At 61.1% G+C, this 24,150-nt stretch carries 25 protein-coding genes; 10 read left to right on the top strand and 15 right to left on the bottom strand.

What is annotated here, in order from left to right; genetic code table 11:
* Positions 1–325: 325 nt before the first annotated feature.
* From ACPYOP_RS11955 to ACPYOP_RS11975, 5 genes are all read left to right on the top strand, one after another.
* Entirely contained in the window at positions 326–1,315 is a 990-nt protein-coding gene (locus ACPYOP_RS11955) for a P1 family peptidase (protein WP_481410608.1), read from the top strand.
* Positions 1,316–1,441: 126 nt separating this feature from the next.
* Positions 1,442–2,971 (top strand): ABC transporter substrate-binding protein, encoded by a 1,530-nt coding sequence (locus tag ACPYOP_RS11960; RefSeq protein ID WP_481410609.1) that lies wholly within the window; start codon positions 1,442–1,444, stop codon positions 2,969–2,971.
* Between the two features lie 45 nt (positions 2,972–3,016).
* Positions 3,017–3,970, top strand: a complete 954-nt coding sequence (locus tag ACPYOP_RS11965; RefSeq protein WP_481410610.1) for an ABC transporter permease — start codon at positions 3,017–3,019, stop codon at positions 3,968–3,970.
* Positions 3,967–4,830: an ABC transporter permease gene (locus ACPYOP_RS11970; RefSeq protein ID WP_481410611.1), complete on the top strand. Its 864-nt coding sequence runs from the start codon at positions 3,967–3,969 to the stop codon at positions 4,828–4,830. Before ACPYOP_RS11965 ends, ACPYOP_RS11970 begins: the two co-directional genes overlap by 4 nt.
* A gap of 23 nt (positions 4,831–4,853) precedes the next feature.
* Positions 4,854–6,245 carry an amidase gene (locus ACPYOP_RS11975; RefSeq protein WP_481410612.1) on the top strand — a complete coding sequence of 464 codons (1,392 nt, stop codon included), beginning with the start codon at positions 4,854–4,856 and terminating at the stop codon, positions 6,243–6,245.
* 21 nt (positions 6,246–6,266) lie between these two features.
* Here the strand turns inward: ACPYOP_RS11975 and ACPYOP_RS11980 are convergent, their stop codons facing one another.
* A complete protein-coding gene (locus ACPYOP_RS11980; RefSeq protein WP_481410613.1) occupies positions 6,267–6,746 on the bottom strand; it encodes an Lrp/AsnC family transcriptional regulator in 480 nt (159 codons plus the stop codon).
* Between the two features lie 124 nt (positions 6,747–6,870).
* Here ACPYOP_RS11980 and ACPYOP_RS11985 point away from each other — a divergent pair, with 124 nt between their 5' ends.
* Positions 6,871–7,836, top strand: a complete 966-nt coding sequence (locus ACPYOP_RS11985; protein WP_481410614.1) for a DMT family transporter — start codon at positions 6,871–6,873, stop codon at positions 7,834–7,836.
* Positions 7,837–7,871: 35 nt separating this feature from the next.
* On the opposite strand, the gene ACPYOP_RS11990 is transcribed toward ACPYOP_RS11985, so the two are convergent.
* From ACPYOP_RS11990 to ACPYOP_RS12005, 4 genes are all read right to left on the bottom strand, one after another.
* Entirely contained in the window at positions 7,872–8,111 is a 240-nt protein-coding gene (locus ACPYOP_RS11990) for a hypothetical protein (protein WP_481410615.1), read from the bottom strand.
* Positions 8,112–8,184: 73 nt separating this feature from the next.
* Complete coding sequence (locus ACPYOP_RS11995) at positions 8,185–9,039, bottom strand: C40 family peptidase (protein WP_481410616.1); 855 nt, start codon at positions 9,037–9,039, stop codon at positions 8,185–8,187.
* 16 nt (positions 9,040–9,055) lie between these two features.
* On the bottom strand, positions 9,056–9,400 hold the full coding sequence (locus tag ACPYOP_RS12000; protein WP_481410617.1) for a MarR family transcriptional regulator: 345 nt from the start codon (positions 9,398–9,400) through the stop codon (positions 9,056–9,058).
* A gap of 358 nt (positions 9,401–9,758) precedes the next feature.
* Entirely contained in the window at positions 9,759–11,150 is a 1,392-nt protein-coding gene (locus ACPYOP_RS12005; protein WP_481410618.1) for a leucyl aminopeptidase family protein, read from the bottom strand.
* Positions 11,151–11,299: 149 nt separating this feature from the next.
* Here ACPYOP_RS12005 and ACPYOP_RS12010 point away from each other — a divergent pair, with 149 nt between their 5' ends.
* Complete coding sequence (locus ACPYOP_RS12010; protein WP_481410619.1) at positions 11,300–12,127, top strand: tetratricopeptide repeat protein; 828 nt, start codon at positions 11,300–11,302, stop codon at positions 12,125–12,127.
* Between the two features lie 34 nt (positions 12,128–12,161).
* Here the strand turns inward: ACPYOP_RS12010 and ACPYOP_RS12015 are convergent, their stop codons facing one another.
* The 10 genes from ACPYOP_RS12015 to ACPYOP_RS12060 form a co-directional block, all read right to left on the bottom strand.
* Positions 12,162–12,806 (bottom strand): LysE family translocator, encoded by a 645-nt coding sequence (locus ACPYOP_RS12015; protein WP_481410620.1) that lies wholly within the window; start codon positions 12,804–12,806, stop codon positions 12,162–12,164.
* A gap of 141 nt (positions 12,807–12,947) precedes the next feature.
* Entirely contained in the window at positions 12,948–13,925 is a 978-nt protein-coding gene (locus tag ACPYOP_RS12020) for a type II secretion system F family protein (protein ID WP_481410621.1), read from the bottom strand.
* A gap of 21 nt (positions 13,926–13,946) precedes the next feature.
* Positions 13,947–14,954, bottom strand: a complete 1,008-nt coding sequence (locus ACPYOP_RS12025; protein ID WP_481410622.1) for a type II secretion system F family protein — start codon at positions 14,952–14,954, stop codon at positions 13,947–13,949.
* A gap of 17 nt (positions 14,955–14,971) precedes the next feature.
* Positions 14,972–16,453 (bottom strand): TadA family conjugal transfer-associated ATPase, encoded by a 1,482-nt coding sequence (locus ACPYOP_RS12030; protein WP_481410623.1) that lies wholly within the window; start codon positions 16,451–16,453, stop codon positions 14,972–14,974.
* Between the two features lie 71 nt (positions 16,454–16,524).
* A complete protein-coding gene (locus ACPYOP_RS12035) occupies positions 16,525–17,796 on the bottom strand; it encodes a CpaE/TadZ family protein (protein WP_481410624.1) in 1,272 nt (423 codons plus the stop codon).
* 37 nt (positions 17,797–17,833) lie between these two features.
* On the bottom strand, positions 17,834–18,571 hold the full coding sequence (locus ACPYOP_RS12040; protein WP_481410625.1) for a CpaD family pilus assembly protein: 738 nt from the start codon (positions 18,569–18,571) through the stop codon (positions 17,834–17,836).
* 45 nt (positions 18,572–18,616) lie between these two features.
* On the bottom strand, positions 18,617–20,122 hold the full coding sequence (locus ACPYOP_RS12045) for a type II and III secretion system protein family protein (protein WP_481410626.1): 1,506 nt from the start codon (positions 20,120–20,122) through the stop codon (positions 18,617–18,619).
* A gap of 14 nt (positions 20,123–20,136) precedes the next feature.
* Positions 20,137–20,952 carry a Flp pilus assembly protein CpaB gene (cpaB, locus tag ACPYOP_RS12050; RefSeq protein WP_481410627.1) on the bottom strand — a complete coding sequence of 272 codons (816 nt, stop codon included), beginning with the start codon at positions 20,950–20,952 and terminating at the stop codon, positions 20,137–20,139.
* Positions 20,953–21,113: 161 nt separating this feature from the next.
* A complete protein-coding gene (locus ACPYOP_RS12055; protein ID WP_481410628.1) occupies positions 21,114–21,626 on the bottom strand; it encodes an A24 family peptidase in 513 nt (170 codons plus the stop codon).
* Between the two features lie 93 nt (positions 21,627–21,719).
* Positions 21,720–21,902 carry a Flp family type IVb pilin gene (locus ACPYOP_RS12060; protein WP_481410629.1) on the bottom strand — a complete coding sequence of 61 codons (183 nt, stop codon included), beginning with the start codon at positions 21,900–21,902 and terminating at the stop codon, positions 21,720–21,722.
* A gap of 405 nt (positions 21,903–22,307) precedes the next feature.
* Between ACPYOP_RS12060 and ACPYOP_RS12065 the strand changes: the two genes are divergently transcribed.
* The 3 genes from ACPYOP_RS12065 to ACPYOP_RS12075 all read left to right on the top strand — a co-directional run bounded on the left by ACPYOP_RS12065 (position 22,308) and on the right by ACPYOP_RS12075 (position 24,110).
* Positions 22,308–22,733, top strand: coding sequence for a pilus assembly protein N-terminal domain-containing protein (locus tag ACPYOP_RS12065; protein ID WP_481410630.1), 426 nt, complete (start codon positions 22,308–22,310; stop codon positions 22,731–22,733).
* A gap of 154 nt (positions 22,734–22,887) precedes the next feature.
* A complete protein-coding gene (locus ACPYOP_RS12070; RefSeq protein WP_481410631.1) occupies positions 22,888–23,523 on the top strand; it encodes a TadE/TadG family type IV pilus assembly protein in 636 nt (211 codons plus the stop codon).
* A gap of 14 nt (positions 23,524–23,537) precedes the next feature.
* On the top strand, positions 23,538–24,110 hold the full coding sequence (locus ACPYOP_RS12075; RefSeq protein ID WP_481410729.1) for a TadE/TadG family type IV pilus assembly protein: 573 nt from the start codon (positions 23,538–23,540) through the stop codon (positions 24,108–24,110).
* Positions 24,111–24,150: the final 40 nt, after the last annotated feature.

Genomic DNA, 24,150 nt, shown 5'->3' on the forward strand with positions numbered 1-24,150 from the left:
CAAAGGCTTCGCCAAGGCTAAGGGCTAAACGATCCATCCCCGTCGCCGGGATCTGGACCGTCATCCAGATCCCGGCATCCCTAAGGATGCACCAGTAAAACACACCCGCCTAATACAAGGGCTGGTCCTTCCCGCCAAGCTGCCACGCACTCTCGTCGAGTCGCGACATTCTCCCCGCCCTCATGGTGAGGCGCGCAGGCTGAAAGCCGGAGCCTCGAACCACGAGGGTCGGCCCCAACACACACAAACCCGTCTTGTGTTTTCACTCTCTTTACGATCCTATCGCCGTGACGACCTCGCGCGTTGAATGGCGAAGGATTTTTCATTGGCTGACCTCCTCAATCTCCTGACCGATGTCGAAGGCGTCGCCGTCGGTCATGCCACCGATCTTGCGCTCGGCTCCGGCGTCACCGCCATCATCTTCGATGAACCGGCGGTTGCCTCCTGCACCGTTCTCGGCGGCGCGCCGGGCGGGCGGGACACGGCATTGCTGGACCCCGCGATGACCGTCGGCGCGGTGGATGGGCTCGTGCTTTCAGGCGGCTCGGCCTTCGGGCTCGATGCCGCAGGTGGGGTGCAGGCGGGCTTGAGGGAGATCGGCCGCGGCCTCAAGGTCGGCGATGCGCTGGTGCCAATCGTGCCGCAGGCGATCCTGTTCGATCTCATCAATGGCGGCAACAAGGATTGGGGGCTGCATTCCCCCTATCGCGACCTCGGCTATGCGGCCTTCAAAGCCGCGAGCAAGGGCTCCTTCGCGCTCGGTACGGTCGGTGCGGGAACGGGTGCCACGACGGCGACGGTGAAGGGCGGGCTCGGGTCCGCCAGCGCCGTCAGCAGCAGGGGATATAGGATCGCCGCCATCGTCGCCGTCAATGCGCTCGGCTCGGCCACCATCGGCGACGGCCCGCATTTCTGGGCCGCGCCCTTCGAAGAGAATGGCGAATTCGGCGGCCTCGGCATGCCGCAGGTGGTCGATTCGCGCCTGCGGCTGAAGGGCACCAACATCACCGCCACGACCATCGGTGCCGTCATCACCGACGCGCAATTGACCAAGGCGGAGGCGCATCGCCTATCCATCTGCGCTCACGACGGCTTTGCCCGCGCGCTGTTGCCGACGCATCTGCCGCTCGACGGCGATACCGTATTTGCCGCGTCCACTGGCAGGCACGCTCGCGATGACATGCCAGGTTTCCTGGAGCTCTGCCACCTCGCCACGACAGTCATGGCGCGCGCCATCGCCCGCGGCGTCTATGAGGCAACAGCGTTGCCGATCGAAGGTGGGCAGCCCGCATGGCGGGATCGTTTCGGCGGATAACAACAGATCCCACCGCATAAGCACAAATTTTCAGAATTGTGTGTGCGCCTGCGAGATGACACTATCGTGAAAAAGACCGCGTGTCGGAGGGAAGCCGAGCCTCGCGGGCAATGCAAGGGAACAGAGATGACGAAGTTTTCATGCCCGAGCCTTAGCGACTTTGCGCGCCGGCTTGCCTTTAGCGCCGTACTTTCTACCGGCCTGCTTATGATGGGTTTGACCCCGGCCGAAGCTGCCAAGACGACGCTCAATCTCGGCATGAGCGTCGAACCGACAGGGCTCGATCCGACGATCGCCGCGCCCGTCGCGATCGGCCAGGTCACCTGGCAGAACATCTTCGAAGGGCTGGTTGCCATCGACCAAAACGGCAAGATCGTGCCGCAGCTCGCCAAGAGCTGGGAGATCTCACCCGATGGCCTGAGCTATACCTTCAAGCTACAGACCGGCGTGAAATTCCACGACGGTCAGGCCTTCGATTCCGCCGCCGCCAAGTTCACGCTCGATCGCGCCCGCGGCGCTCAATCCGTCAATCCGCAAAAGCGTTTCTTTGCAACCATCGCCTCGATCGACACGCCGGATGCAGAAACGCTGGTGCTGCATCTTTCCTCACCGACCGGCAGTCTGCTCTATTGGCTCGGCTGGCCGAGCTCGGTCATGGTCGGGCCGAAATCCTCCGCCAATGACAAGACGGCGCCCGTCGGCACCGGCCCGTTCAGATTCTCCGCCTGGGCCAAGGGCGACCATGTCGACCTCGTGAAAAATTCGGATTACTGGAACAAGTCGGTCGATGTGAAGCTCGAGAAGGTGACCTTCCGCTTCATTTCCGACCCGCAGGCGGAGGCCGCGGCGCTGAAGGCCGGCGACCTCGATGCCTTTCCGGAATTCGCAGCACCTGAACTCATGAGTTCCTTCGACGGCGATGCCAGGCTGACGACCAAGATCGGCAATACCGAGCTCAAGGTCGTGGCCGGCATGAACAACACCCGCAAGCCTTTTGATGACAAGCGCGTGCGACAGGCCCTGATGATGGCGCTCGATCGCAAGACGATCATCGAGGGCGCATGGTCCGGCCTGGGGACCGCCATCGGGAGCCACTACACGCCGAACGACCCCGGCTACATAGATTTGACCGGCACGCTGCCCTACGATGCCGCCAAGGCCAAGGCGCTGCTGGCGGAAGCCGGCTATCCGAACGGTTTCAGCTTCACTATCAAAACGCCGCAGATGGCCTATGCTCCCAGAAGCGCGCAGGTGATGCAGGCGATGTTTGCCGATATCGGCGTAACCATGAATATCGAGCCGACGGAATTTCCGGCGAAATGGGTGCAGGACGTTTTCAGCGGCCGCAACTACGACATGACCATCGTCGCCCATGCCGAGCCGCTCGATATCGATATCTATTCGCGCGATCCCTATTACTTCAACTACAAGAACCCTGATTTCAACGAGCTGATGAAGAAGATCCAGCTTACCGCCGATGCGGCCGAGCAAAACAAGCTCTATGGAGAGGCGCAGAGCATTCTTGCCGCGGATGTGCCGGCCCTTTTCCTCTTCGTCATGCCGAAGCTCGGCGTCTGGGACAAGAAGCTGAAGGGTCTCTGGGAGAACGAACCGATCCCCTCCAATGTACTGACCAACGTCTCCTGGGAAGACTGACCGCTTTCGCGCGACGATGCCGGCTTGCTCGGCCACGGACATGCTATGATCGTATTGCTCACCCGCCGGATTTTCGGACTGATCCTGACGCTGATCGCGGTCTCGCTGCTGGTCTTTGCGGTCATGGCACTGCTGCCGGGCGACCCGGCTGCGATCACGCTCGGCACTTCGGCGACGCCGGAAACGCTGGCGGCGCTTCGGCATGAGATGGGCCTCGACCAGCCGCTGATCATCCGCTACGGGCAGTGGCTTGCCGGCGCGCTGACGGGCGATCTCGGCAGGTCCTATACTTACGGCGTCCCGGTTGCCGGCCTGATTGCCGAGCGGCTCGCCGTCACCCTGCCGCTTGCCGCCCTTGCCATCCTGTTCTCCGTCCTCGTCGCCGTACCGCTCGGCGTCGCGGCAGCCGCCAGACGCGGTGGCTTCCTCGATATCCTCGCAACGCTGTTTTCACAGATGGGCATTGCCGTGCCGGGCTTCTGGGTGGGGCTGCTGCTGGTGCTTTTGTTTGCCACCTCGCTCGGCTGGATGCCGGCCGGCGGCTTTCCCGGCTGGGACAGCGGCGCTTGGCCAGCCCTGAAATCGCTCGTGCTGCCTGCCGTCGCGCTTGCGCTGCCGCAGGCGGCGGTGCTGACAAGGGTCGCGCGCTCGGCCGTGCTCGACACGCTGCATGAGGATTTTGCCCGCACCGCGACCGCCAAGGGCCTTTCGCGCAGCCGCGTGCTCTGGGGGCATGTGGTGCCGAATGCGCTGGTGCCGGTGCTGACCATCCTCGGGCTGCAATTCACCTTTCTGGTCGCCGGCGCCGTGCTGATCGAAAACGTCTTCACCCTGCCCGGCCTCGGCCGCCTGGCCTATCAGGCGCTGAGCCAGCGCGATATCATCGTGCTTCAAGATGTGGTGCTGTTCTTTGCCGGCCTCGTCATCGTCGTGAATTTCCTGGTGGATCTTTCCTATCTTGCCATCGATCCCCGGCTGCGGGCGGGAGGTGCGCGATGACTGCAGCCGAAACCAGAGCCGCCGCCCAGCCCTCCCGCCGGTTTCGGGCGCTGCGACGCGCGAACCTGATGGTCGGCGCATTAATCACCGTCGCCCTTGCCTGTGTCGCCGTCATCTCTCTGTTCTGGACGCCGGTGCCGCCGGCGAAGATGCAGATCACCCACAAGCTGCAGCCGCCCTTCGGCTTCGGGCTTCTCGGCACCGATCAGCTTGGCCACGATGTCCTATCGATGCTGATGGCCGGCTGCTGGAATTCGCTGTCGATCTCCGTTTCGGCCGTCGCCATCGGCGGGACGCTCGGAACGATCATCGGCGTTTCCGCCGCCGCCCAACGCGGCCTGTTCGAGGCGCTGGTCATGCGGGCCTGCGACGTGATCTTCGCGCTGCCGCCGATCCTCTCGGCCATGATCCTCGGCGCATTTCTCGGGACGGGGCGCATGACGGCCATCATCGCCATTGCGGTCTTCATGGTGCCGGTCTTTGCCCGCGTCGCGCTCGGCTCGGCGCTACAAGCCTGGAGCCGGGACTATGTGCTGGCGGCGCGCGCCATCGGCAATACGCAGCTTGCGATCACGCTGCGCCATGTTCTGCCTAATATCATGGGCAGCATCATCGTCCAGGTGACGATCCAGCTCGGCCTTGCGATCCTCACCGAGGCCGGGCTTGCCTTCCTGGGCTTGAGCGTGCCGCCGCCGGCGCCGACCTGGGGCCGGATGCTGGCCGATGCGCAAACCTATTTCCAAGTCGCGCCGTGGCTGGCTCTCTTGCCGGGTCTTGCCATCGCGATGTCAGTCCTCGGCTTCAACCTGCTCGGCGACGGGCTGCGCGATCTACTCGACCCCCGTGAGGCGACGCGCTGAGAGAGACATGAAGAGTATAGATCATGAGTGAACCGACCGATCTTTCGATCCGAGACCTCAGGCGCAAGTTTGCCGACAAGAGCCTGTCCCCCAGCGAATACTGGCTGGCACTTGAAGACCATATCGAGGCATGGGAGCCGACAATCGCTGCTCTCTATGCCTATGATCCCGAAGGCACACGCAAGCAGGCGGCCGCCTCCACGGAGCGCTGGGCTAAGGGTGCGCCGCTTGGGGCGCTGGACGGCATTCCGGTGACGCTGAAGGAGCTGATTGCCACCAAGGGACAGCCGGTGCCGCTTGGCACGGCGGCCGTCGAGCTGGTTCCCGCCGCCGAGGACGCGCCGATCGCCGCCCGCATGCGCGAGGATGGCGCAGTGATTTTCGCGAAAACCACCTGCCCCGATTACGGCATGCTCTCCTCCGGCCTCTCCAGCTTTCACAAGCTCAGCCGCAATCCGTGGGATCCCAGCCAAAATCCGGGCGGCTCCAGCGCTGGCGCGTCGGCGGCGGCCGCAGCCGGCTACGGGCCGCTGCATATCGGCACCGATATCGGCGGCTCGGTGCGGTTGCCGGCCGGCTGGACCGGCATTTTCGGCTTCAAGCCCAGCCATGGCCGCATTCCGGTCGACCCCTATTATGTCGGGCGATGCGCCGGGCCGATGACCCGCACGGTCGAAGATGCCGCCTTCTCCATGGCGACGCTGTCGCGTCCCGACTGGCGCGACGGCACCAGCCTGCCGCCGAACGAGATCGACTGGATGGATCTCGGCGTCGACGTCAGCGGCATGAAGATCGGCCTGATGCTCGATGCCGGATGCGGCCTGCCCGTCGATGACGAGGTGCGCGACGCGGTCCTTGCCGCCGCCAAGCGCTTCGAGGAAGCAGGTGCAACTATTATCGACGTCGCGCCGGTGCTGACCAGGCAGATGCTCGACGGGCTCGATCTCTTCTGGCGCGCGCGCTTCTGGGGCGACATCATGGGATTGAGCGAGGAGCGGCGAAACAGCATCCTGCCCTATATCCATAGCTGGGCGAAGGGTGGAGCCGATGTCAGCGGCGTCGATGCCGTTCGCGGCTTCAACCAGACGATCGAGATGCGCAAGAGCTGCGGCAAGCTTTTCACCGAAGTCGACGCCGTGCTTTCGCCGACCAATCCGATCGTCTCCTATCCCGCCGAATGGGCCTCGCCCACCAACGACCCCGCCCTGCCCTTCGAGCACATCGGCTTCACGGTTCCGTGGAACATGTCGGAGCAGCCGGCCTCGTCGATCAATTGCGGCTTTTCCCGCTCCGGCATGCCGATCGGCCTGCAGATCGTCGGCCCGCGCTTCGGCGACATGCTGGTGCTTAGACTTTCCAAAGCCTTCGAGGACTGGACCGGCGGCGTGACGAACTGGCCGAGGCGGCCGGGATGAACAGCAGCTGCAGAAAGCTGGCTAATCCCGCGCCAACGGCAAGGAAAGGCCGATCTTCACCCGGTCCATGGTGACGAGCGACTTGAACTTCGTGACGTTCGGATTGTCGTAAAACAGACGCCGCGTCAGCGCCTCATAGTCGGACATGCTGGCCGCGACGACGACAAGCACGAAATCCGCTTCGCCGGTGACCTGATAGCATTGCTGAACTTCCGGCGCGTCCAGGAAGCTGCGCTTGATCGCATTGATCAGGTCGTAACGCTCGTTTGCGATATGGACCTCGACGATGATGGTGATCGGCAAGCCCATCATTGCCGGATCGATGACGGCGATATTCGCCTCAATGACGCCATCGGCCTGCATGCGCTTGATACGCCGCTGCACGGCGGGCGCCGATAGATTGATGAGTTCACCGATCTTGCGCTGCGGAACGGTGTTGTCTTTTTGAAGAAGATCGAGAATCGCCAGGTCGAATTCATCGAGATCGGCGGGTTTGCGCATTTCAAATCATCCTTACCGCAAAGAAGAAACAAAATTGCATGAAACTTGTCGCAATGGAGCCAAATCCTCTTTCCCTATGTATTAGCTTTGCGCCACAAATCACCTGACTTGCAAAGGCACGAGAATGTCACAGCCGGACACCGATTACGATACAGGCGCCGCAGATCTTGGCGAGAGGACGGGTTCAAACCGTCATGCTGCCGATAAGACAGGCTCCGACGCCTCGAAAAGATTCCTTTTCGGGCTGGTGGCGATGCTGCTTGCGGCGCTGGCCATGAGCATCTCGCCAAGCCTCGTGCGCCTGGCCGATGTCGGGCCTTTCGCCAGCGCATTCTGGCGCGTCTTCCTGGCGCTGCCCATCCTCTGGGTCTGGATGCGATATGCGGAGGCTTCGGAAGTCACCGCACCCCGTGCCAGCTTTACGCTGCCGACCATTCTTGCCGGCATCGCCTTTACGGGCGACCTGTTCTTCTGGCACCTCGCCATCATGCGCACGACCATTGCCAATGCCACGTTCTTTGCGACCATGGCGCCGCTCTGGGTCGTCATCTTCGGCTGGCTTCTGCTGAGGCAGAGGGTCGATCGCACCACGCTGATCGGGCTTCTGGTCTGCCTTGCCGGCGGCACGGCGCTGGTGGCGCAGAGCCTTGCATTCAATCCGAGCCGCGCTGTCGGCGACGCGCTTGCCATCATCACCGGCGCCTTCTTCGGCCTCTATTTTCTGGCGGTCGGCGCGGCGCGCCCAACGACGAATGCGGCACGCGTCACCTTCGAACTCAGCGTCATCACCGCCACGATCCTGTTCCTGGTCGCCTTCTTCTTCGAGCCGCGGATATTGCCGCAGTCAATTTCGGGATGGTGGGTGCTTCTGGCGCTCGGCCTCATCAGCCATGCCGGTGGACAGGGCCTGCTTTCGGTGGCGCTCGGACGGCTGCCGACCGTTTTCTCCTCGCTCGTCATTTTCCTGGAATCGATCGCAGCCGCGCTTTTCGCCTGGTTCCTGTTCAGCGAAAATGTCACGCTGATACAGGCCCTTGGCGGCATCGTCATCATCGCCGGGATCTGGATCGCGCGACCGCGCGCACAGTAAGAACGCCTGGTGAAAGCAATTGCGGGTGTCGTCGCCTAAAGTGTTGCGGCACCTTTTTCTTTGACGTCGGCGTGGAGATCCTCCAACGCCTTCTCGATAACGCGCAGATCATCCTGAAGGCCGTCATCCGCGCTCATCGCGCTTTCGCTGCCGGCGCGCTGGATAGCCCGAGCCTCGCTCTGCAGCTCGCGTAGCCTGTCGATCTTGCCGCTTCTGCGCATATGGCTGTCGAGCAGAATATCCCGGACCGTCTTTTCCATTGCCGTGATGGGCATGCGTCTTCTCCTTTCGATAGGATATCTCGATCAAAGAGATAACGGGCGAGAGAAAGAGCGGTTCCGGAGTGGATCAGTCGACGAAACGGCGATAACCCGTCGGCTGTTCGTAGAGCCAGCCGATACGTTCGACGGCAGCGGCAAAATTCTCGCGTGCGACGGTCATGGTATGACCGTTGGCGTGAACGATGGTTTCCGGATCTTCCATGATGGCGACATGGCCCTTCCAGAAGACGAAATCGCCGCGCTTCAGCTCATCGCGGGCAATCGGCCGGCCGAGGCCGGCGGCCTGCATGTCGGTATCGCGTGGTGCTGCGCGGCCCGTCATCGACAGCGCCAGCTGCACGAGGCCGGAGCAATCGATGCCAAGCCCGGAGCGGCCGCCCCAGAGATAGGGCGTCTCGATAAAGCGCAAGGCGACGTCGACAAAATCGCCGCCCCTGTTGTCGCCGATCGGCTGCACATGCTTGGCGAAGATGGCGGTGCCGTCCTCCAGGACCACATAGTGATTGCCGCGCGCCTCCGCCGTGCCGGTTACGCATACGAGGCTGCCCATGGAGAGGATTGCGGTATGCGGCTTGCGCAGTTCCGGTTCGGGATAGAGGAAGGTGCGCTGGGGGATAACGACATGGGTCGGCGCTGCCGCGCCTTCCTTGATCGCCGTCTCGGGAAGGTAGCCGACATAGCCGTCGGACAGCGCCTTTACCCAGCACCAGCCATCGCGGCGCTCGAAAACCGTGACCTCCTCGCCCATGAGCAATTCGGTATCGATGCCCGATGCGAGATCCGGCTTCGGCCGAAGCGGGACGACTGGGATGGCGACGCGTGCGCTGCCGCCCTCGACGAAACGCTCGGCCTCGACTTTGCCCTTAAGAACGGCCTCGGCGAGATCGGGCCTGAAAGCATTGAGGCGGCGGTCGAGCGTCATGGAGAAATTCCCGAGGTTACAATTTGCGGCCGTGCTCGATGACGAGATCACCGAGTTTTTCAAGATAGAGCGCGCCGGTGACCGTACGCTTAATGATGACGTTGCGGCGATCACGCTCGTCGCGTACGCGGTCGACCAATCCCATCACGCCCATAGTGTCAAGCGCCCTGGTTATGACCGGCTTGGTGACGCCGAGCGTCGCGGCAAGGCCGCGCACGGTATGCGGCGGCGGTACGAGATAGATCTGCAGCAGGATCGCCGTCTGCCGCAAGGTCAAATCATGGTCCTCGCGGCGCACCTGAGCGAGCGTCACGCCATGCCAGAGGCCGAGAGCCTGCGAGGCAGAGAGTTCAAGCGGCAAGGGCAAACCCCGAAATTCGTTACGCTCCCGTTCCAGTCTCGGCCAAGATAGTGGCGGTTTCAAGGGGTGAACTTCCCAGTCGCTGTTAAGAAGCGCGCACCGGAACTTGTTGAGAGTGCGCACCCCCCCTCTGTCACTTCGTGACATCTCCCCCACAAGGGGGGAGATCGTTGGGAGTTTGCCACTCGTTATCCGCAAAACAGGGTCTCAGGATTTCAGCAGGTTCAACGTCAGCTTATGGCAGGCATAAGCAACGAGTTACCAATCTCCCCCCTTGTGGGGGAGATGTCGCGACAGCGACAGAGGGGGGTACAGCGGCTCGGCTATTCGAGAACCCACCTACCTGCATCGACAGCCCCTACCGCACGCTTTGCCTGATGTGATGATACAGCGCCCGGATCGCCTGCGCCTCGCCACCACCGGGAGAATGCGGTCGTTCGCTCTGCGCCCAGCCGTAGATATCGAAATGGGCCCAGCTCGGCGTCCTGGTCACGAAGCGCTTGAGGAACAGGGCGGCGGTGATGGAGCCGGCCATGCCGCCTGATGGAGCATTGGTGATATCGGCGAATTTCGTGCGGATATCCTTGTCGTAGCCCATGTAGAGCGGCATGCGCCACAGCGGATCGTCCGTCTCCAGGCTCGCTTCGGTCAGATCACGGGCGAGATCGTCGTCATCGGTGAAGAAGGGCGGCAGGTCGGGGCCAAGCGCGACGCGGGCAGCACCCGTCAGCGTCGCCATGTCGATCATCAGGTCCGGCGCGTCCTCATCGGCATAGGCAAGTGCATCGGCCAGGATCAGCCGCCCCTCCGCATCCGTATTGTCGATCTGCACCGTTAGACCCTTGCGGCTCGTGTAGATATCACCGGGCCGGAAGGCGTTGGACGAAATCGAGTTCTCGACGACGGGAATGATAACGCGCAGGTCGACCTTGAGCTTGGCGTCCATGATCATCAGCGCCAGGCCCATGACGTTCGCCGCACCGCCCATGTCCTTCTTCATCAGCAGCATCGAGGATGCCGGCTTGATGTCGAGGCCGCCGGTGTCGAAGCAGACGCCCTTGCCGACCAGCGTGATGCGGCGATGGCCCTTCTTACCCCAACGCAGTTCCAAGAGGCGCGGCGCATCGGCGCTGGCGCGGCCGACGGTATGCACGAGCGGGAAATTCTCCTTCAGGAGATCATCGCCGATGATGACGGACATTTCCGCCTTGTAGTGTTCGGCAAGCACCCGGAAGGCGGCTTCGAGCTGCTCCGGTCCCATATCGTTGGTGGGCGTATTGATGAGATCGCGGGCGAGAAAGACGCCGGCGAGCTGACGCTTGATGTCGGCGGCGTCGGCATCGCGCGGGATCATCAGCGTCGGTGCCGTCGCCTTCTCGGATTTGTAGCGCTCGAAGCGATAGCTGCCGAGGCCGAAGCCGAGCGAAAGCCGGTTCGCCGTCAGCGGCGCCGTCTCGACATGCCAATCGCCCGCCGGCAGGCTGCGCGCGAGCCTTCCCGTCAGGAAGGGCTGTTCGGAGGGATTGGAGCCGAGCCCGAACAAGGCCCCGCCCAAATGTCCATCGGCCGTCGGGATCAACAGCAGCGAGCCGCTTTCCGCCTTGTAGCCGGCCCTGCGGGCCCAATCGAGCGCGATGGGATCGATGGTGCCGGTCTCGATATGTGCCGGGGTAACGGCAAAGATCGGCAGCGTCGCACCACCCTTGGAATTGAAGGGCGTCGCACGCTCGATATATTGGTAGGGGGCCATGACTATCCTTTGGCAATGACTTCAGGGAATCGAGAGTTAACCGTCTGTTAGGGTTAACAGATTATTGCTGGAGCGAACATTGCGTCGAACCTTTCCCTGTTCCGATTCCAGGCCTCGCGCAAGATTTAAGGAATTCAGGGATAAGCGAAATGCCCGCCGTTTCAACTGCGTCTTTACTTAGGACCTTTCTTTTCCGGGGTGCTTCCGCAGCGCTTCTGGCACTGGCGCTCGCAAGCTGCTCGACGACAGGAAAAGACCGGATGACGACCGGTTCGATCCCCAACACGTCGAACTCTCTCGAGGCGATGAACGGCACTGATCTGGCGCAGGCAACTGCCACGTATGGCAAGGCCTATGACGCCAATCCTAGAGATCGCGATGCCGGGGTCAATTATGCCAATGCCTTGCGCATGAGCGGCCGCAACGACCAGGCGCTCGCCGTCATGCAGCAGGTGGCAATCGCCAATCCGACCGATCGCGGCGTGCTTGCCGCCTATGGTAAGGCACAGGCGGCGGCGGGCCAGCTCGATCAAGCGCTGTCGACCATCGATCGCGCCGAGTTGCCGGACCGGCCGGACTGGCGTCTGGTTTCCGCGCAAGGTGCCATCCTCGACCAGCTCGGACGCTCCGCCGATGCGCGCGCCAAATATCGCGATGCGCTGGTGCTTGCCCCGAACGAGCCGACAATTCTTTCCAATCTCGGCATGTCCTACGTGCTGACCGGCGATCTCAAGAACGCTGAAAACTACCTTCGCTCGGCCGTCTCGCAGCCGGGCGCCGACAGCCGCGTGCGGCAGAACCTGGCACTCGTCGTCGGCCTGCAGGGCCGCTTTGCCGACGCGGAACAGATCGCACGCCAGGAGCTGACGCCGCAGCAGGCGAATGCCAATGTCGCCTATCTCAGGGGCATGCTGGCACAGCGGAATTCCTGGCAGAAGCTTGCCGCCAGCGGCGACGCCAGGAAAACAGTCGAATAAAAACGGCCAAGGAATTGCTCGGCCGCCTCGATCCTTAGCGCCAGAGATGACGCGGCAGGCCTTCGGCCACCAGCCGCGCTCCGAGCGCGCCGATCACGACGCCGGCCACGCGGTCGATCCAGAGCTTGGCACCAAGATAGATTGCGCGCGGGCGGTTTGACGAGAAGGCGATCGTCACCACCGTGTACCATCCGGCCTCGACCAAAAAGACCGCCGGAGGAACGGCCGCCAGCAGCCAGGGCGCAGGAACCGCCGGCAGGAGGGCTGCAAAGATACTGCCATAGAAGATGGCGGTCTTCGGATTGCTGAGCTGGGTCCCAAGCGCAAAGAGGAAATTACGCGCTGCGCCCGCGGCCTTCGGCGTCGCCGGTGAATCGATCGGAAGATCGTCCGCCGCGCCGCGCCAGATGCGGATGCCGACATAGATCAGATAGAGACCGCCGGCGACTTTCAGCGCCAGATACAGCCATTCGACCTTCATCAGCAGGGCGCTCAAGCCGAACAGCGCCAAGGTCGCGAAAATAACGCTGCCCGTCCCCATGCCGAAAGCCGCGGCAAGGCCCGCCTTTCGCGAGCGGGAAACGGCGATGCGGGAGACAAGCACGAAACTCGGGCCGGGGCTAACGGCGCCGATCAGGACTGCAGCGATGACACTTAAAAATACTGCCATGGACGACATACGACACCTCCCGATACAGCTGGACATCCATTTGCCGGTGGACGGCAGCCTCTAGGGCATGCCGAGGATTTCCGCTTCCGGCCGTCCACAACGTCGGATCGAAGGTTAATCACATCCACACGCAGCAGACAAGCCGGTGGATCAGAACTTGTCCATGGCCTGGATGATCGCCGGGCCGAGAATGACGGCCATCAAGACCGGCAGGAAGAAGATGATCATCGGCACGGTCAGCTTCGGCGGGAGCGCAGCTGCCTTCTTCTCCGCCTCGTTCATGCGTTCGTCGCGGCCCTCCTGCGCCATGACGCGCAGTGCCTGTGAGAGCGGCGTGCCGTAGCGTTCGGCCTGGATAAGGGCCTGTGTCACGGATTTGACGAGATCGATCTGGGTGCGGGCGGCGAGATTGTCGAAGGCCGTACGGCGATCCTGCAGGAAGGAAAGTTCGGCCGTGGTCAGCACCATTTCCTCGGCGAGCGGCGGGGATTGCTCGGCCATTTCCTCGGACACGCGATGCATGCCGGCCTCGATCGATATGCCCGACTCCACGCAGATCAGCATCAGGTCGAGAGCATCCGGCCAGGCGCGCTTGATCGACTTCTGGCGCTTGGTCATTCGGTTGGAAACATAGATATTCGGCGCATAGAAGCCGAGATAGGCGAAACCGATGACGCCGAGCAGACGGATCGGCAGGGGCTTTGCGGCAAACCAGCCGAGAACGAAAACCAGCACGATCGCAGCCGCCAGGAACAGGAACGGTAGGAAGAACCGCGCCACCAGGAACATGTTCAGCGCGTTTTCGGACCGCAGGCCAGCGGCGCGCAGGCGATTCATGGTATTGGCATCAACCAGCGCGTTTCGCAGGTTGAAGCGCTCGACGATCTGCCGGGCGTTTCGATTGTTATGGCTGCGCAGCGATGCCTTGCCGCCATCGGCGCCCAGCCGTGCCCGTTCGCGTGCGCGGATCTGCTCGCGCTCCGTCGATACCGCCTTCATGCGCTTGTTGAGATCGCCGCGCTCCAGCAGCGGCATGGCGATCGTATAGAAGGTGGCAAAGACGGCAATGGCAACGACGACGGCAAGAAGGGTGCCGGGATCGGTCAGTTTGGCGGCCAGATCGGACATGGGCTACGCGGCTCCTTCCGCTCAGATCTCGAAATTGACCATGTTGCGCATGATGAAGATTCCAAACGACATCCAGATAGCGGCTCCGACCAGGATCAGATGGCCGCGCGGATCGGTGAACAGGATCATCATGTATTGCGGCGACGTCAGATAGACGAGCAGCATGACGATGAAGGGCAGAGCGCCGATGATGACGGCGGATGCTTTTGCTTCCATCGACAGTGCCTGGACCTTCGCCTTCATTTTCTTGCGGTCGCGCAGCACCTTCGCGAGGTTGCCCAGAGCTTCCGACAGATTGCCGCCGGCCTGGGCCTGAATAGTGATGACGATCGAGAAGAAATTCACTTCCTGCAGCGGCATCTGGTTCGTCATGCGCGCGCAAGCTTCAGACATGCTGAGACCGACCTGCTGCGCTTCGACCACCCGTCGGAATTCCGACTTGACCGGATCGCGCGCCTCGGAGGCCACCAGCCGCACCGCATCATTGAGCGGCAGGCCCGAGCGAAGGGAACGGGTGATGAGATCGAGCGCGTTCGGAAATTCCTCAAGAAACTTATTTTGCCGACGCTTGATGAGGAAACCGAGAATCCAGCGCGGCAGACCGAAAGCGACGGCGAAGAACAATCCGAGGATGACCAGCGGCGGAGCGCCGACAATGAAAAAGATCAGCACCGCGAACAGGCCGAACAGCACGCTGAAAACGTAGAAGCGCGACGGTGTCAGCGACAAACCGGCCTGCGACAGGCGCGCCTTGAGCGACTGCTTTTTCTTAGTGTTTTCAGTCTGGCGACGCTCCAGATCCTTGAGCGAGTCCTGGACGGATTTGCGCCGCTTGGACATTTCCTGGACGCGGTCGCGCGCCGCCTTGACCTTCACACGGTCGGTTTCGGCCTGCTTGACCCGATTGACGCGGCTTGCGGCCTTCTTCTGGGCCTCGATCCGCGAATAGAGAATGCCGTAGCAGACAGCAGCAGCCGACACCGCCGTTAGCAGGACAATCAACAGCACTATTGGATCGACACCGAACATCGTAAAGCCTACTGCGCCTACTGCGCCTTCTGTTCCATCTCGTCGAGCGCGGCCGCGAGGCGCCGCTCCTCATTGTAGTAGCGGGCACGATCCCAGAAATGCGGCTTGCCGATGCCGGTGGAAACGTGCCGGCCGATGATGCGGCCATTCGCGTCTTCGCCTTCGATCTCGTAGCGCATCAGATCCTGCGTGATGATCACGTCGCCTTCCATGCCGATGACTTCGGTGATCTGCGTGATGCGGCGCGAACCGTCACGCAGACGGGCGGCCTGGATGATGACGTCGACGGAGGTGGAGACGATCTCGCGCACGGTCTTGGCCGGCAGGCTGAAGCCGCCCATGGCAATCATCGATTCGATACGGCTCAGGCATTCGCGCGGCGTGTTGGCGTGGATCGTCCCCATGGAACCGTCATGGCCCGTGTTCATCGCCTGCAGCAGGTCGAAGACCTCGGGTCCGCGCACTTCGCCGACGATGATGCGCTCGGGGCGCATACGCAGGCAGTTCTTGACCAGATCGCGCATGGTGATCTCCCCCTCGCCTTCGATGTTCGGCGGGCGGGTTTCGAGGCGCACGACATGCGGCTGTTGCAGCTGCAGTTCGGCGGTATCTTCGCAAGTGATGACGCGCTCGTCGCGGTCGATATAGTTGGTTAGGCAGTTCAGAAGCGTCGTCTTGCCCGAACCCGTGCCGCCTGAAATGACGACGTTGCAGCGCACGCGGCCGATGATCTGCAGCAGCGTTGCGCCTTCCGGCGTAATGGCGCCGAAGCGGACGAGCTGATCGAGCGTCAGCTTGTCCTTCTTGAATTTACGAATGGTGAGCGCCGGACCGTCGATCGCCAAGGGCGGCGCAATGACGTTGACGCGCGAACCATCGGGCAGGCGCGCGTCGCAGATCGGGCTGGATTCATCGACGCGGCGGCCGACCTGGCTGACGATGCGCTGACAGATGGAAAGAAGCTGCGCATTGTCGCGGAAACGGATTTCCGATTCGACGGTCTTGCCGCCGACTTCGATGAAGGTCTGGCCGGCGCCGTTGACCATGATGTCGGCTATGTCGTCGCGAGCCAAAAGCGGCTCCAGCGGACCGTAGCCGAGCACGTCGTTGCAGATATCCTCGAGCAATTCCTCCTGCTCGGAAATCGACATCGCGAAATTCTTGATGGTGATGATGTCGTTGACGATATCGCGGATTTCCTCGCGCGCCGCTTCCGGCCCGAGCTTGGAAAGCTGCGAGAGGTCGATCGTATCGATGAGGGCGGAGAAGACCTGCGACTTCGTATCGTAGTATTCCTCCGTGCGGGCCGGCCGGCGACGGCTGGGCGTCTGCATCGGCGGCGGCGCGACCTGCTGGCGCGGCTGGGCGGAATCGCGCGACGGCTCTATCAGCACGGCCGGTGCCGCGGGCGCGGTTGCAGCCGGCGCACGCACCGGCGCCGGCGGAGGTATCGTACCGCCGCCTTTTGCAGAGCCTTCATTTCCGCGCTTGCCAAACATGCTTTCGATCCAATTCTACTACTGCATGATTTTCAAGGGCCCGCCTTCGAAGTTCATGCGAAATCAAACGACTACTTCCGCTTCAGGAGGCCAAGCAGACCGCCCTTTCTCGCCTTCTTCAAAGCGACACGGCCGGTGACGATGTGCGATATCTGCGAGAAGGTCTCGGCGATCGGCGACTTGGGATCCGTCTCCGAAATCATCCGGCCGCTATTGGCGGCATTGCCGAACAGATTGATATCGAAGGGGATGACGGCGATCGGGTCCGTCTCCAGCGGAGCGCAGAACTCCGAAGGGTTGATTTCCGGCCGCTTCGGCATGCCCACCTGATTGAGAATGAGGTGCGGTCCCTTGTCGTTGGGCCGCAGCTTGCGCAGGGCGTCGAGCAGGTTTTTGGCATTGCGCAGGTTGGCGAGATCGGGGGCCGCGCAAATGACGACCTCATCGACCGCGGCAAGCACCGAGCGCGTCCATTCCGTCCAGACATGAGGTACGTCCAGAACCGCCACCGGCGCGCTGCGCTGGAGAACGTCGAGCACCGGCAGGAAGGCCTGGCCCTCGAAATCATAGGCGCGATCTAGCATGGAAGGCGCTGCCAGCAGTGACAGGTGCTGCGAGCACTTTGTCAGCAATCGATCGAGAAAGACTTCGTCCAGGCGCTCCGGCGCGTAGACGGCCTCGGCAATCCCCTGCGCCGGGTCCTGATCGAAGTCGATATTCGCCGTGCCATAGGGCAGATCGAGATCCGCAAGGATGGTTTCGGTGGAGAAAAGGCTTGAAATGCCGAAGGCGCAATTATGCGCGATGGTGGATGCGCCCACCCCGCCCTTGGCGCCGATGAAGGCAATGCTGCGGCCGAGCGGTTCGGCGTCGGGATCGATGAAGATCGACGCCATTGCCGTCATCAGGTCGACCATGTCGGTGGGTTGCACGATATATTCGGAGATGCCGTTGCGGATCAGCTCGCGATAGAGGCCGATATCGTTGTGGTAACCGACGATGACGACCTTGGTGCTCGGATCGCAGACGGCGGCTAGCGGCTCAAGCTCGGCCAGCAGATTGCGCGGATTGGCGCGCGTCTCGAGGATGATCAGATTGGGGGTCGGCGCCGAGGCGAACATATTTGCCGCCGCCGCGACGCTGCCGCTGGTGATCCGGAAGCTGACCTTCGACATACGCCGGTCGTTGGCGCATTGGTCCATCACCCCCTGCAGCTGCTCGCTTTCACAGAAGGCATGCACCGAAATGCGCGGCAACGGCCGTAGATTGTCGAGATTGCTCCCGCGCGAGACGCCTTCGGCCTCCGCGACGGTCGAGTCAATATCGTATTCGATGGCGTTCATGATCTCATCCCGTTCCGCCGGCGGCCAATCGTCTTGCTCATTGACCCGCTCCGCTGAAGCCACCGAGGGTAGCGGTGCTGATCGGGACCGAGCCCTTGCGGTAATTGTCGATTACCTTGCTGCGCTGATCGGTATCGATCGGCGACACGGCGCGCGGCGCGATCAGATCCGTCGGATTGGCGACTTGCGCCGCCAGGTTATGCTGGGTCGCGCAGCCAAAATTATAGTAGTTCTGATTGTCGATGGCGTTGTCGGCGAGATCGTCGGGCCATTGACCGCAGGTGTTGGTGGCTGCCGTCGTGGCGGTGAAGCGCAAGCGGATCGGAGCAGCGTCACCTGTATCACCGGCTGCATAATAGCTTTCGACGATACGATTGGAGCGAATGCCATTCGCGACGAACTCTCTCCGAATCTGTTGACGCAGGGTTGATGCGGCCTGCGAATTCATGGATCCGCGCGGCGACAGGATTTCGACCGTACCGGTTGAATGCCCGCGATAGTCCTGCACAAAACCGCGAACGGTATCGCGCATGCCAACGGTCAATTGCCGGTCACTGGTTGCCACCGGTATGTCGATATTGTGTTCCTTCTCCGTCAACACGATCGGATGGCGCTGGCGATAATCGTCCTTGATGGCGCTCGTCTTCAGGCCATCCGGGGAACCGGCACAGCCGCCAAGGACAACGGTGAGGATCAAGGCCGGTGCGATCAATGCCAGGGCCGGGAAGCTGGAGCAGAGCGAGCGTGGCGCGTTACCGGCAAGACTGCCCGTCATTTGATGTGTGGTTGAACCGGTTGAAAAGGCTCGCATCCTGATCCCTCACTTGTAGATGAAGCCGACGGTGCCGTGGAAATCGGCGTCGGCGACCGGCGGCCCATCCCTGCGACCGTAGATCTTGTTGACACGGTTCATGAAGAAGCCGCTGACATCGTTGCTCGGCGAGAAATTGTCGTCGGGACGAGCAAGCTGACCGCGGGCCACGGGCCGCACCAGATAGGGCGTCGCAATAATGACCAACTCGGTTTCGTCGCGCTGAAAGCTCTTCTGGCGGAACAGCGCGCCAAGGATTGGAATCTTCGAGGCGCCCGGCGTGCCATTGGTGGTCTGCTGAATGGTATCGCTCAAGAGGCCGGCCAAAGCGATCGAGCCGCCGGACGGCAACTCCACCGAAGTATCAGCGGCGCGCTGGTTGTAGGTTGCCGTGCCGGCGTTAGCCGTGCCAACCGGATTGGAAACCTGGGTCTGCACATGCAGGGCAATTCGTCCGGCAGACAGCACGACAGGCGTGAAGGCCAAACTGATGCCGTAGGTGAAAGGCGTGACCGTGACGGTCCCGTCCTTGTTTGTAACGGCATATAGCGTCTGTCCGCCCGAATTGAAGGTCGCGGCCTGGCCGGAGATCGCCGTCAACGTCGGCTCAGCCAGCGTACGGACGGCGCCTGCCTGCTCAAGAGCATTGAGATAAGTACTAATATCGTATTTGCCGATAGCGGTTTTGAACAAGCTGGCCAGACCTCCGCCGCCGGCCGCCGCCGTCCCATCCGAGACAGGACTGCCGAGCTGGGCTACCGTCAGACCGGAAGAATTGCGGACGAGATTGTCGAAGCCGATCTGCTTCAGCACGCTGCGCTTGATTTCGGCGACCGTGACCTTGAGCGTCACCTGATCCTCGCCTTCGATCTGCAGCATATTGACGATCTGCGACGTCTGCCGTGTTTCTGCGAAAATGGCCACCGCATTGTTGTCGCCGCTGCCAGAGGCTGTCTGGTTTCGTGTCGTCGCTTCGCCGCCTTTGAGGAAAGCCTGCGCAAGCTGCTCGGCCCTTGTCGCATCCTGGGGCGTACGCACCGTACCGGTCATCACGATGTTGTCGGAAACGATCTCGACATTGATGTCGGAGTCAGGGATGAAGCGCTTGAGATTGGCCTGCAGCCCGGCAATGTCGCGCTCGATCTGGAGATCGAGACTGACGATCTCCTTGCCGTCTGCCCCGAAGACGAAGATGTTGGTCTGGCCGACGGTCTTGCCGAAAAGGTAAATACGACGCGAGGTGCGCGTCACCGCATCCGCCATCTTGGGATCGGAAACAAGGATATCATGCGCATCGGCCGGCAGGTCGACGACGAGCGCCTTGTTGAGGCCGAGCTTCAATGTGCGCTTCGTGCCAAGGCCGGCGATGGTGACGATGCTGTCGGAGCCATCAGCAAAGGCTGCGGGAGTGCGCAGAAAGGCCGGAAGGTCCGCCAGGGGCAGACCGGCAAAGGCGACCGAGAAGGAGAGGATTGCGGCGAGAGGAAGGCTGGCCTTGTTGCTTGTCTTGAACATGATGTCGCCCCTTCTCATTGTGGTTTCGGCCCGGTCGGGCCATCGGTCACGATCGCTCCCGACTTGATGACCTGGACAAGCCCACCGCCATTGTCGCCGGCCAGAAGATAGTCGGCCGCCGTCGTATCGGGCTGCTGCGCGTCGGCGACGGAGCGCAATGCCAACGTCAGGCGGTCGGCCATCTGGTGCGCGACGGCCAGAACCTTCGTCTGGTCCGGCGTCAGCTCGAGTGTCGCGGTGGCACCGACCGCAGCCTTGCTTCCATCCTGCTTTTCCTCGATCTGCTGATCGACGGCCAGGACCCGCACGTTGCTCAGCACCGTTTCCGTGACGAGCTGCTGCTGCGAGCCCTTGCGGACCATAATCACGTCGACGCGGTCGTTCGGGAGGATGAAACCGCCGGCACCGGTGGCAACGGAAATCTCGGTGGCGACGGCCCGTTTGCCGGCCGGTAGCAATGAAGAGAGGATGCGGCTGCTAGAATCCGCGACCTTTTCCTCGCGGATCGGTTCGCCCTCGAATATCGGCAGGCGAACGACCGCGCCATTGAGGTCCTTCAAGGCATCGGGCCGCTCGTTCTGGGTAATGAGACCTTTGACGACACCGCTTTCCGGCCATGCCATCCATTGAACTGATTTTTCATTGAGACGGGAACCGACGGGCAGATTGGCGCTCGCAACCAGCACATTGGTCGTCGCTTCCTTTTCCACGATCGCCGCAACCTGCTGGGGCACGATATTGCGCGAACCAGCCAGGCGCATCGCCAGCAGGCCGGCCATCCCGGCCGCGGCGGCTGCCACTGCGAGTATCATTATGCGAGCGGGTTTCATGGTCATTCCTTGAGGAACAGGATTCTTCGCCCTGTAGAATGACCGGCAATTGGTGTAATTATGGTTAATGGTATGTTACATTTATGATTACTTAACCATAATTACTTGATTTACATTAGGCCTTCTTCACATAAGAAGAAATTGTACGCGCGCGTTGCTGTTTAGAGCATCCGGTGTGTCGCTGCGATAATGAGCGGCGAAGCTGGGAAGGCGAGGAAACCACCGATGGCAATAGCGACACCGTAAGGGATCTTCTCGGCACCCAGCAATGAATTCGGCAGTGGCAAGCCTATTGCCGTGATGACATCGGATTGAGAGCGCAGCAGGAGAACGACGACCGTCAACACCCCACCAAGGAGCGAGACGTAAACCAGAAAAGCAAGAAGGGAAGGATCAAGGCCAAACCAAAGTGCGGAGGCTGCCAGCAACTTTGCGTCGCCCCCGCCCATGACGTTCATGGCGAACAGCACGAAGCAGCAGCAAAAGACCACAGCCGCGGCGCCAACGTGCACCCCGACCTCAGTCAAAGGCAATCCCAACAGCGGCGCGAGCACGGCGAAAGTGCCGAGAAGAATGAGCGATATCCGGTTTGGTATCGTCATGGTCAGAAGATCGGAGATGGCCGCAACCGACATGCAAAGAGGGAAAATCAGCAATGTCGCGGCTTCAATCATCTCGAGCGCCCGTGCTAAGTTATGAAATCCAAAAACCGCCCAATATTTGGGCGGTTTCCTGTCGTATGTACCCGCAGCGCGTATCGCTAACGCTTAGTACTTTGCAGCAGCGTTGTTCATCTTGTTGGAGATGGAGGTAAAGGTATTGCTGAGCGTGGTGCCCAGCGTAGTAGCAGCGGTGATGATGGCGACGGAGATCAGGGCGGCGATCAGGCCATATTCAATTGCGGTCGCGCCGGATTCATCCTTCAGGAAACGCGAAAAAAGCTTGGACATAAGTTTAACTCCACTTTGTTGACAGCACGTCCGTCAACTGTTTGCCGTTGATCGGATGAACTGCACGGTAGTCGTCCGCCGTTTCTATCGCTTTAAGGAATTGGGTTAACGAACTTTGAATAATCAAGTGAAAAAAGAATAGTAAATATCGAATTCATGTCTTGCCGTGCATTTTTAAAGAACTTCTTCAGCCAAAAGAAAATTATTAGATGCATGAATATTAGTAGCTTATACGATTCGTCTCAAAGTAAGCCATATGAGACATGCGCAAGGAAGATGAAGGCCATTTACGGGACGTTTGCATCATAAATACACGGCCGTCGTCGCCCTTAATCGTTCATTCACCATTCTTTCCCATTCTGTCCGACAAACCCTTTCGCCATACGCTTTCCAAGAGGCCAAGCCATGCCAATCGGCGGCAGAACCGCAATCCTCGCCGCCATCGTCGCCATGGCCGGCTTGATGCCGCAGCTCTCCAGCGCTGCCGGAGAAAGCCTGCTGCGCGTCTACATGGATCACGCGCGAGTCCTGAAGCTCGATCGCCCTGTCAGCAAGGTCATCGTCGGCAATTCACAGGTCGCCGACGCGACCGTTGCCGATCCAAAGACCATCGTTCTGACCGGCCGCAGCTTCGGAACGACGAATATCATCTTGCTCGATACCGACGGCAACGCCATCGTCGATGAGCAGATCCTGGTGTCGATCGATGAAGGCAATACGGTCCGTGTTTTCCGGCAGACGGATCGCGCCGTATTGTCATGCACGCCCAATTGCGAACAGCATGCCCAACAGAACAACACGGCGACGGCGGCCCCGGCGACGGGACAATAATTACATTCGATAATATAAATATTCTAAAACAGCTTCAAGGAATTGCGTTCCAAGTAATAATCCCGACTTCCTCTAAATATGGATAGAGAAGAGAAACGGATTATCAAGAAAGCAATTCTAGTGTCCTGCGGATATAAATCGCCGCGGATTTCCGATGACGCCAGATAGTGATCTTCTCGCCAATATAAGTTCTGCCAGGCCACGTGCCCGAGGCGGCTTGCGCGAATTGCTGCGTTCCCGGGACGGCGCTGCGGCCATCGAATTCGCCATGCTTGCCATTCCCTATTTCCTGATCGTCTTTGCCATCATCGAGACCTTCGTCGCCTTTACCGCCGAACAGGTTGTTTCGAACGCCGTCGATACCCTGGCGCGACAGATCAGGACGGGGCAGATCACGGCCGATCCAAACAAGAGCTCCTATACGACGTCGCAGCAGTTCCGGCAGTCATTCTGCAACGAGATTGCCGTACTCATCACCTGCTCCGCAGCCGAACTTCAGACGCCGGCAAACCTCTACCTCGATGTGGAAAGCTACTCGAGCTTCGCATCCATGCCGACGACGATCCCTCGCAAGTCGTCGACCGATCCCTATTCCGATCTCAATACTTCGGGTTTTGCTTTCGCGCCCGGCGGCGCCAAGTCGCTCAACATGGTGCGCGCCTATTACCGCTGGCAGGTCATTACGGATCTGCTGCGTCCCTATCTTAGCAATGTACGTCCATCCGACGGCTCGGCGTCAGTCTATCTCATCGTCGCGACCGCCGCCTTCCAGAACGAGAACTATCCGTGAGCGGCCCCGCGACCATGATCGAGAAGGATAGGATGTCATCGGGCATTCTGCGGCGCTTTGCCCGCGATGAGCGCGGCGTCGGCGCGATCGAATTCGCCATCCTTTTTCCCGTATTGCTGATGCTTTACCTCGGCGCCTTCGAGCTCACCGTCGGCCTCAATGTTTCCAAGCGCGCCAGCCGCTCGGCAGGATCGATCGCCGATATCGTCTCGCAGCAGCCGAGCGTTACCAAATCGGTGCTTGCCACCATGCCCTCGGTAGCGGGGGCGATCTTTGCGCCCTATGGCACGACCGGCATGACGTTGAAGATCACCGGCATTGCCGTCGACGCGACAGGCAAGGCAACGGTGGCGTGGTCCTGGGCACAGGATGGGACGGCCCCCTATCCTTCCGGCACGACCATCACCGTGCCGGCCAATATGAACCAGGCAAGCACCTTCCTGGTCCGCAGCGAGCTTTCCCTTCCCTATCAGCTCATCAGCTTCGGTGCCAATTTCCTGCCGAGCGGCACGAACCAGATCACCATCAGCCGGCAATATTACTATCGTCAGCGCGTCGGCAATTCGATCAGCTGCAGCGATTGCTGATCCCCTCTCGTCGGGACCGGGTCTCGGCCGGCCATTCCAA

This window comes from Rhizobium sp. KNZ2-6A (assembly GCF_056755475.1).

Bases quoted from the DNA above. Each gene is read 5' to 3' on its own strand.
- ACPYOP_RS11960 (WP_481410609.1), top strand. From the start codon at position 1,442: ATGACGAAGTTTTCATGCCCGAGCCTTAGCGACTTTGCGCGCCGGCTT.
- ACPYOP_RS11965 (WP_481410610.1), top strand. From the start codon at position 3,017: ATGATCGTATTGCTCACCCGCCGGATTTTCGGACTGATCCTGACGCTG.
- ACPYOP_RS11970 (WP_481410611.1), top strand. From the start codon at position 3,967: ATGACTGCAGCCGAAACCAGAGCCGCCGCCCAGCCCTCCCGCCGGTTT.
- ACPYOP_RS11975 (WP_481410612.1), top strand. From the start codon at position 4,854: ATGAGTGAACCGACCGATCTTTCGATCCGAGACCTCAGGCGCAAGTTT.
- ACPYOP_RS11980 (WP_481410613.1), bottom strand. From the start codon at position 6,746: ATGCGCAAACCCGCCGATCTCGATGAATTCGACCTGGCGATTCTCGAT.
- ACPYOP_RS11985 (WP_481410614.1), top strand. From the start codon at position 6,871: ATGTCACAGCCGGACACCGATTACGATACAGGCGCCGCAGATCTTGGC.
- ACPYOP_RS11990 (WP_481410615.1), bottom strand. From the start codon at position 8,111: ATGCCCATCACGGCAATGGAAAAGACGGTCCGGGATATTCTGCTCGAC.
- ACPYOP_RS11995 (WP_481410616.1), bottom strand. From the start codon at position 9,039: ATGACGCTCGACCGCCGCCTCAATGCTTTCAGGCCCGATCTCGCCGAG.
- ACPYOP_RS12005 (WP_481410618.1), bottom strand. From the start codon at position 11,150: ATGGCCCCCTACCAATATATCGAGCGTGCGACGCCCTTCAATTCCAAG.
- ACPYOP_RS12010 (WP_481410619.1), top strand. From the start codon at position 11,300: ATGCCCGCCGTTTCAACTGCGTCTTTACTTAGGACCTTTCTTTTCCGG.
- ACPYOP_RS12015 (WP_481410620.1), bottom strand. From the start codon at position 12,806: ATGTCGTCCATGGCAGTATTTTTAAGTGTCATCGCTGCAGTCCTGATC.
- ACPYOP_RS12020 (WP_481410621.1), bottom strand. From the start codon at position 13,925: ATGTCCGATCTGGCCGCCAAACTGACCGATCCCGGCACCCTTCTTGCC.
- ACPYOP_RS12025 (WP_481410622.1), bottom strand. From the start codon at position 14,954: ATGTTCGGTGTCGATCCAATAGTGCTGTTGATTGTCCTGCTAACGGCG.
- ACPYOP_RS12030 (WP_481410623.1), bottom strand. From the start codon at position 16,453: ATGTTTGGCAAGCGCGGAAATGAAGGCTCTGCAAAAGGCGGCGGTACG.
- ACPYOP_RS12035 (WP_481410624.1), bottom strand. From the start codon at position 17,796: ATGAACGCCATCGAATACGATATTGACTCGACCGTCGCGGAGGCCGAA.
- ACPYOP_RS12040 (WP_481410625.1), bottom strand. From the start codon at position 18,571: ATGACGGGCAGTCTTGCCGGTAACGCGCCACGCTCGCTCTGCTCCAGC.
- ACPYOP_RS12045 (WP_481410626.1), bottom strand. From the start codon at position 20,122: ATGTTCAAGACAAGCAACAAGGCCAGCCTTCCTCTCGCCGCAATCCTC.
- cpaB (WP_481410627.1), bottom strand. From the start codon at position 20,952: ATGAAACCCGCTCGCATAATGATACTCGCAGTGGCAGCCGCCGCGGCC.
- ACPYOP_RS12055 (WP_481410628.1), bottom strand. From the start codon at position 21,626: ATGATTGAAGCCGCGACATTGCTGATTTTCCCTCTTTGCATGTCGGTT.
- ACPYOP_RS12060 (WP_481410629.1), bottom strand. From the start codon at position 21,902: ATGTCCAAGCTTTTTTCGCGTTTCCTGAAGGATGAATCCGGCGCGACC.
- ACPYOP_RS12065 (WP_481410630.1), top strand. From the start codon at position 22,308: ATGCCAATCGGCGGCAGAACCGCAATCCTCGCCGCCATCGTCGCCATG.
- ACPYOP_RS12070 (WP_481410631.1), top strand. From the start codon at position 22,888: ATGACGCCAGATAGTGATCTTCTCGCCAATATAAGTTCTGCCAGGCCA.
- ACPYOP_RS12075 (WP_481410729.1), top strand. From the start codon at position 23,538: ATGATCGAGAAGGATAGGATGTCATCGGGCATTCTGCGGCGCTTTGCC.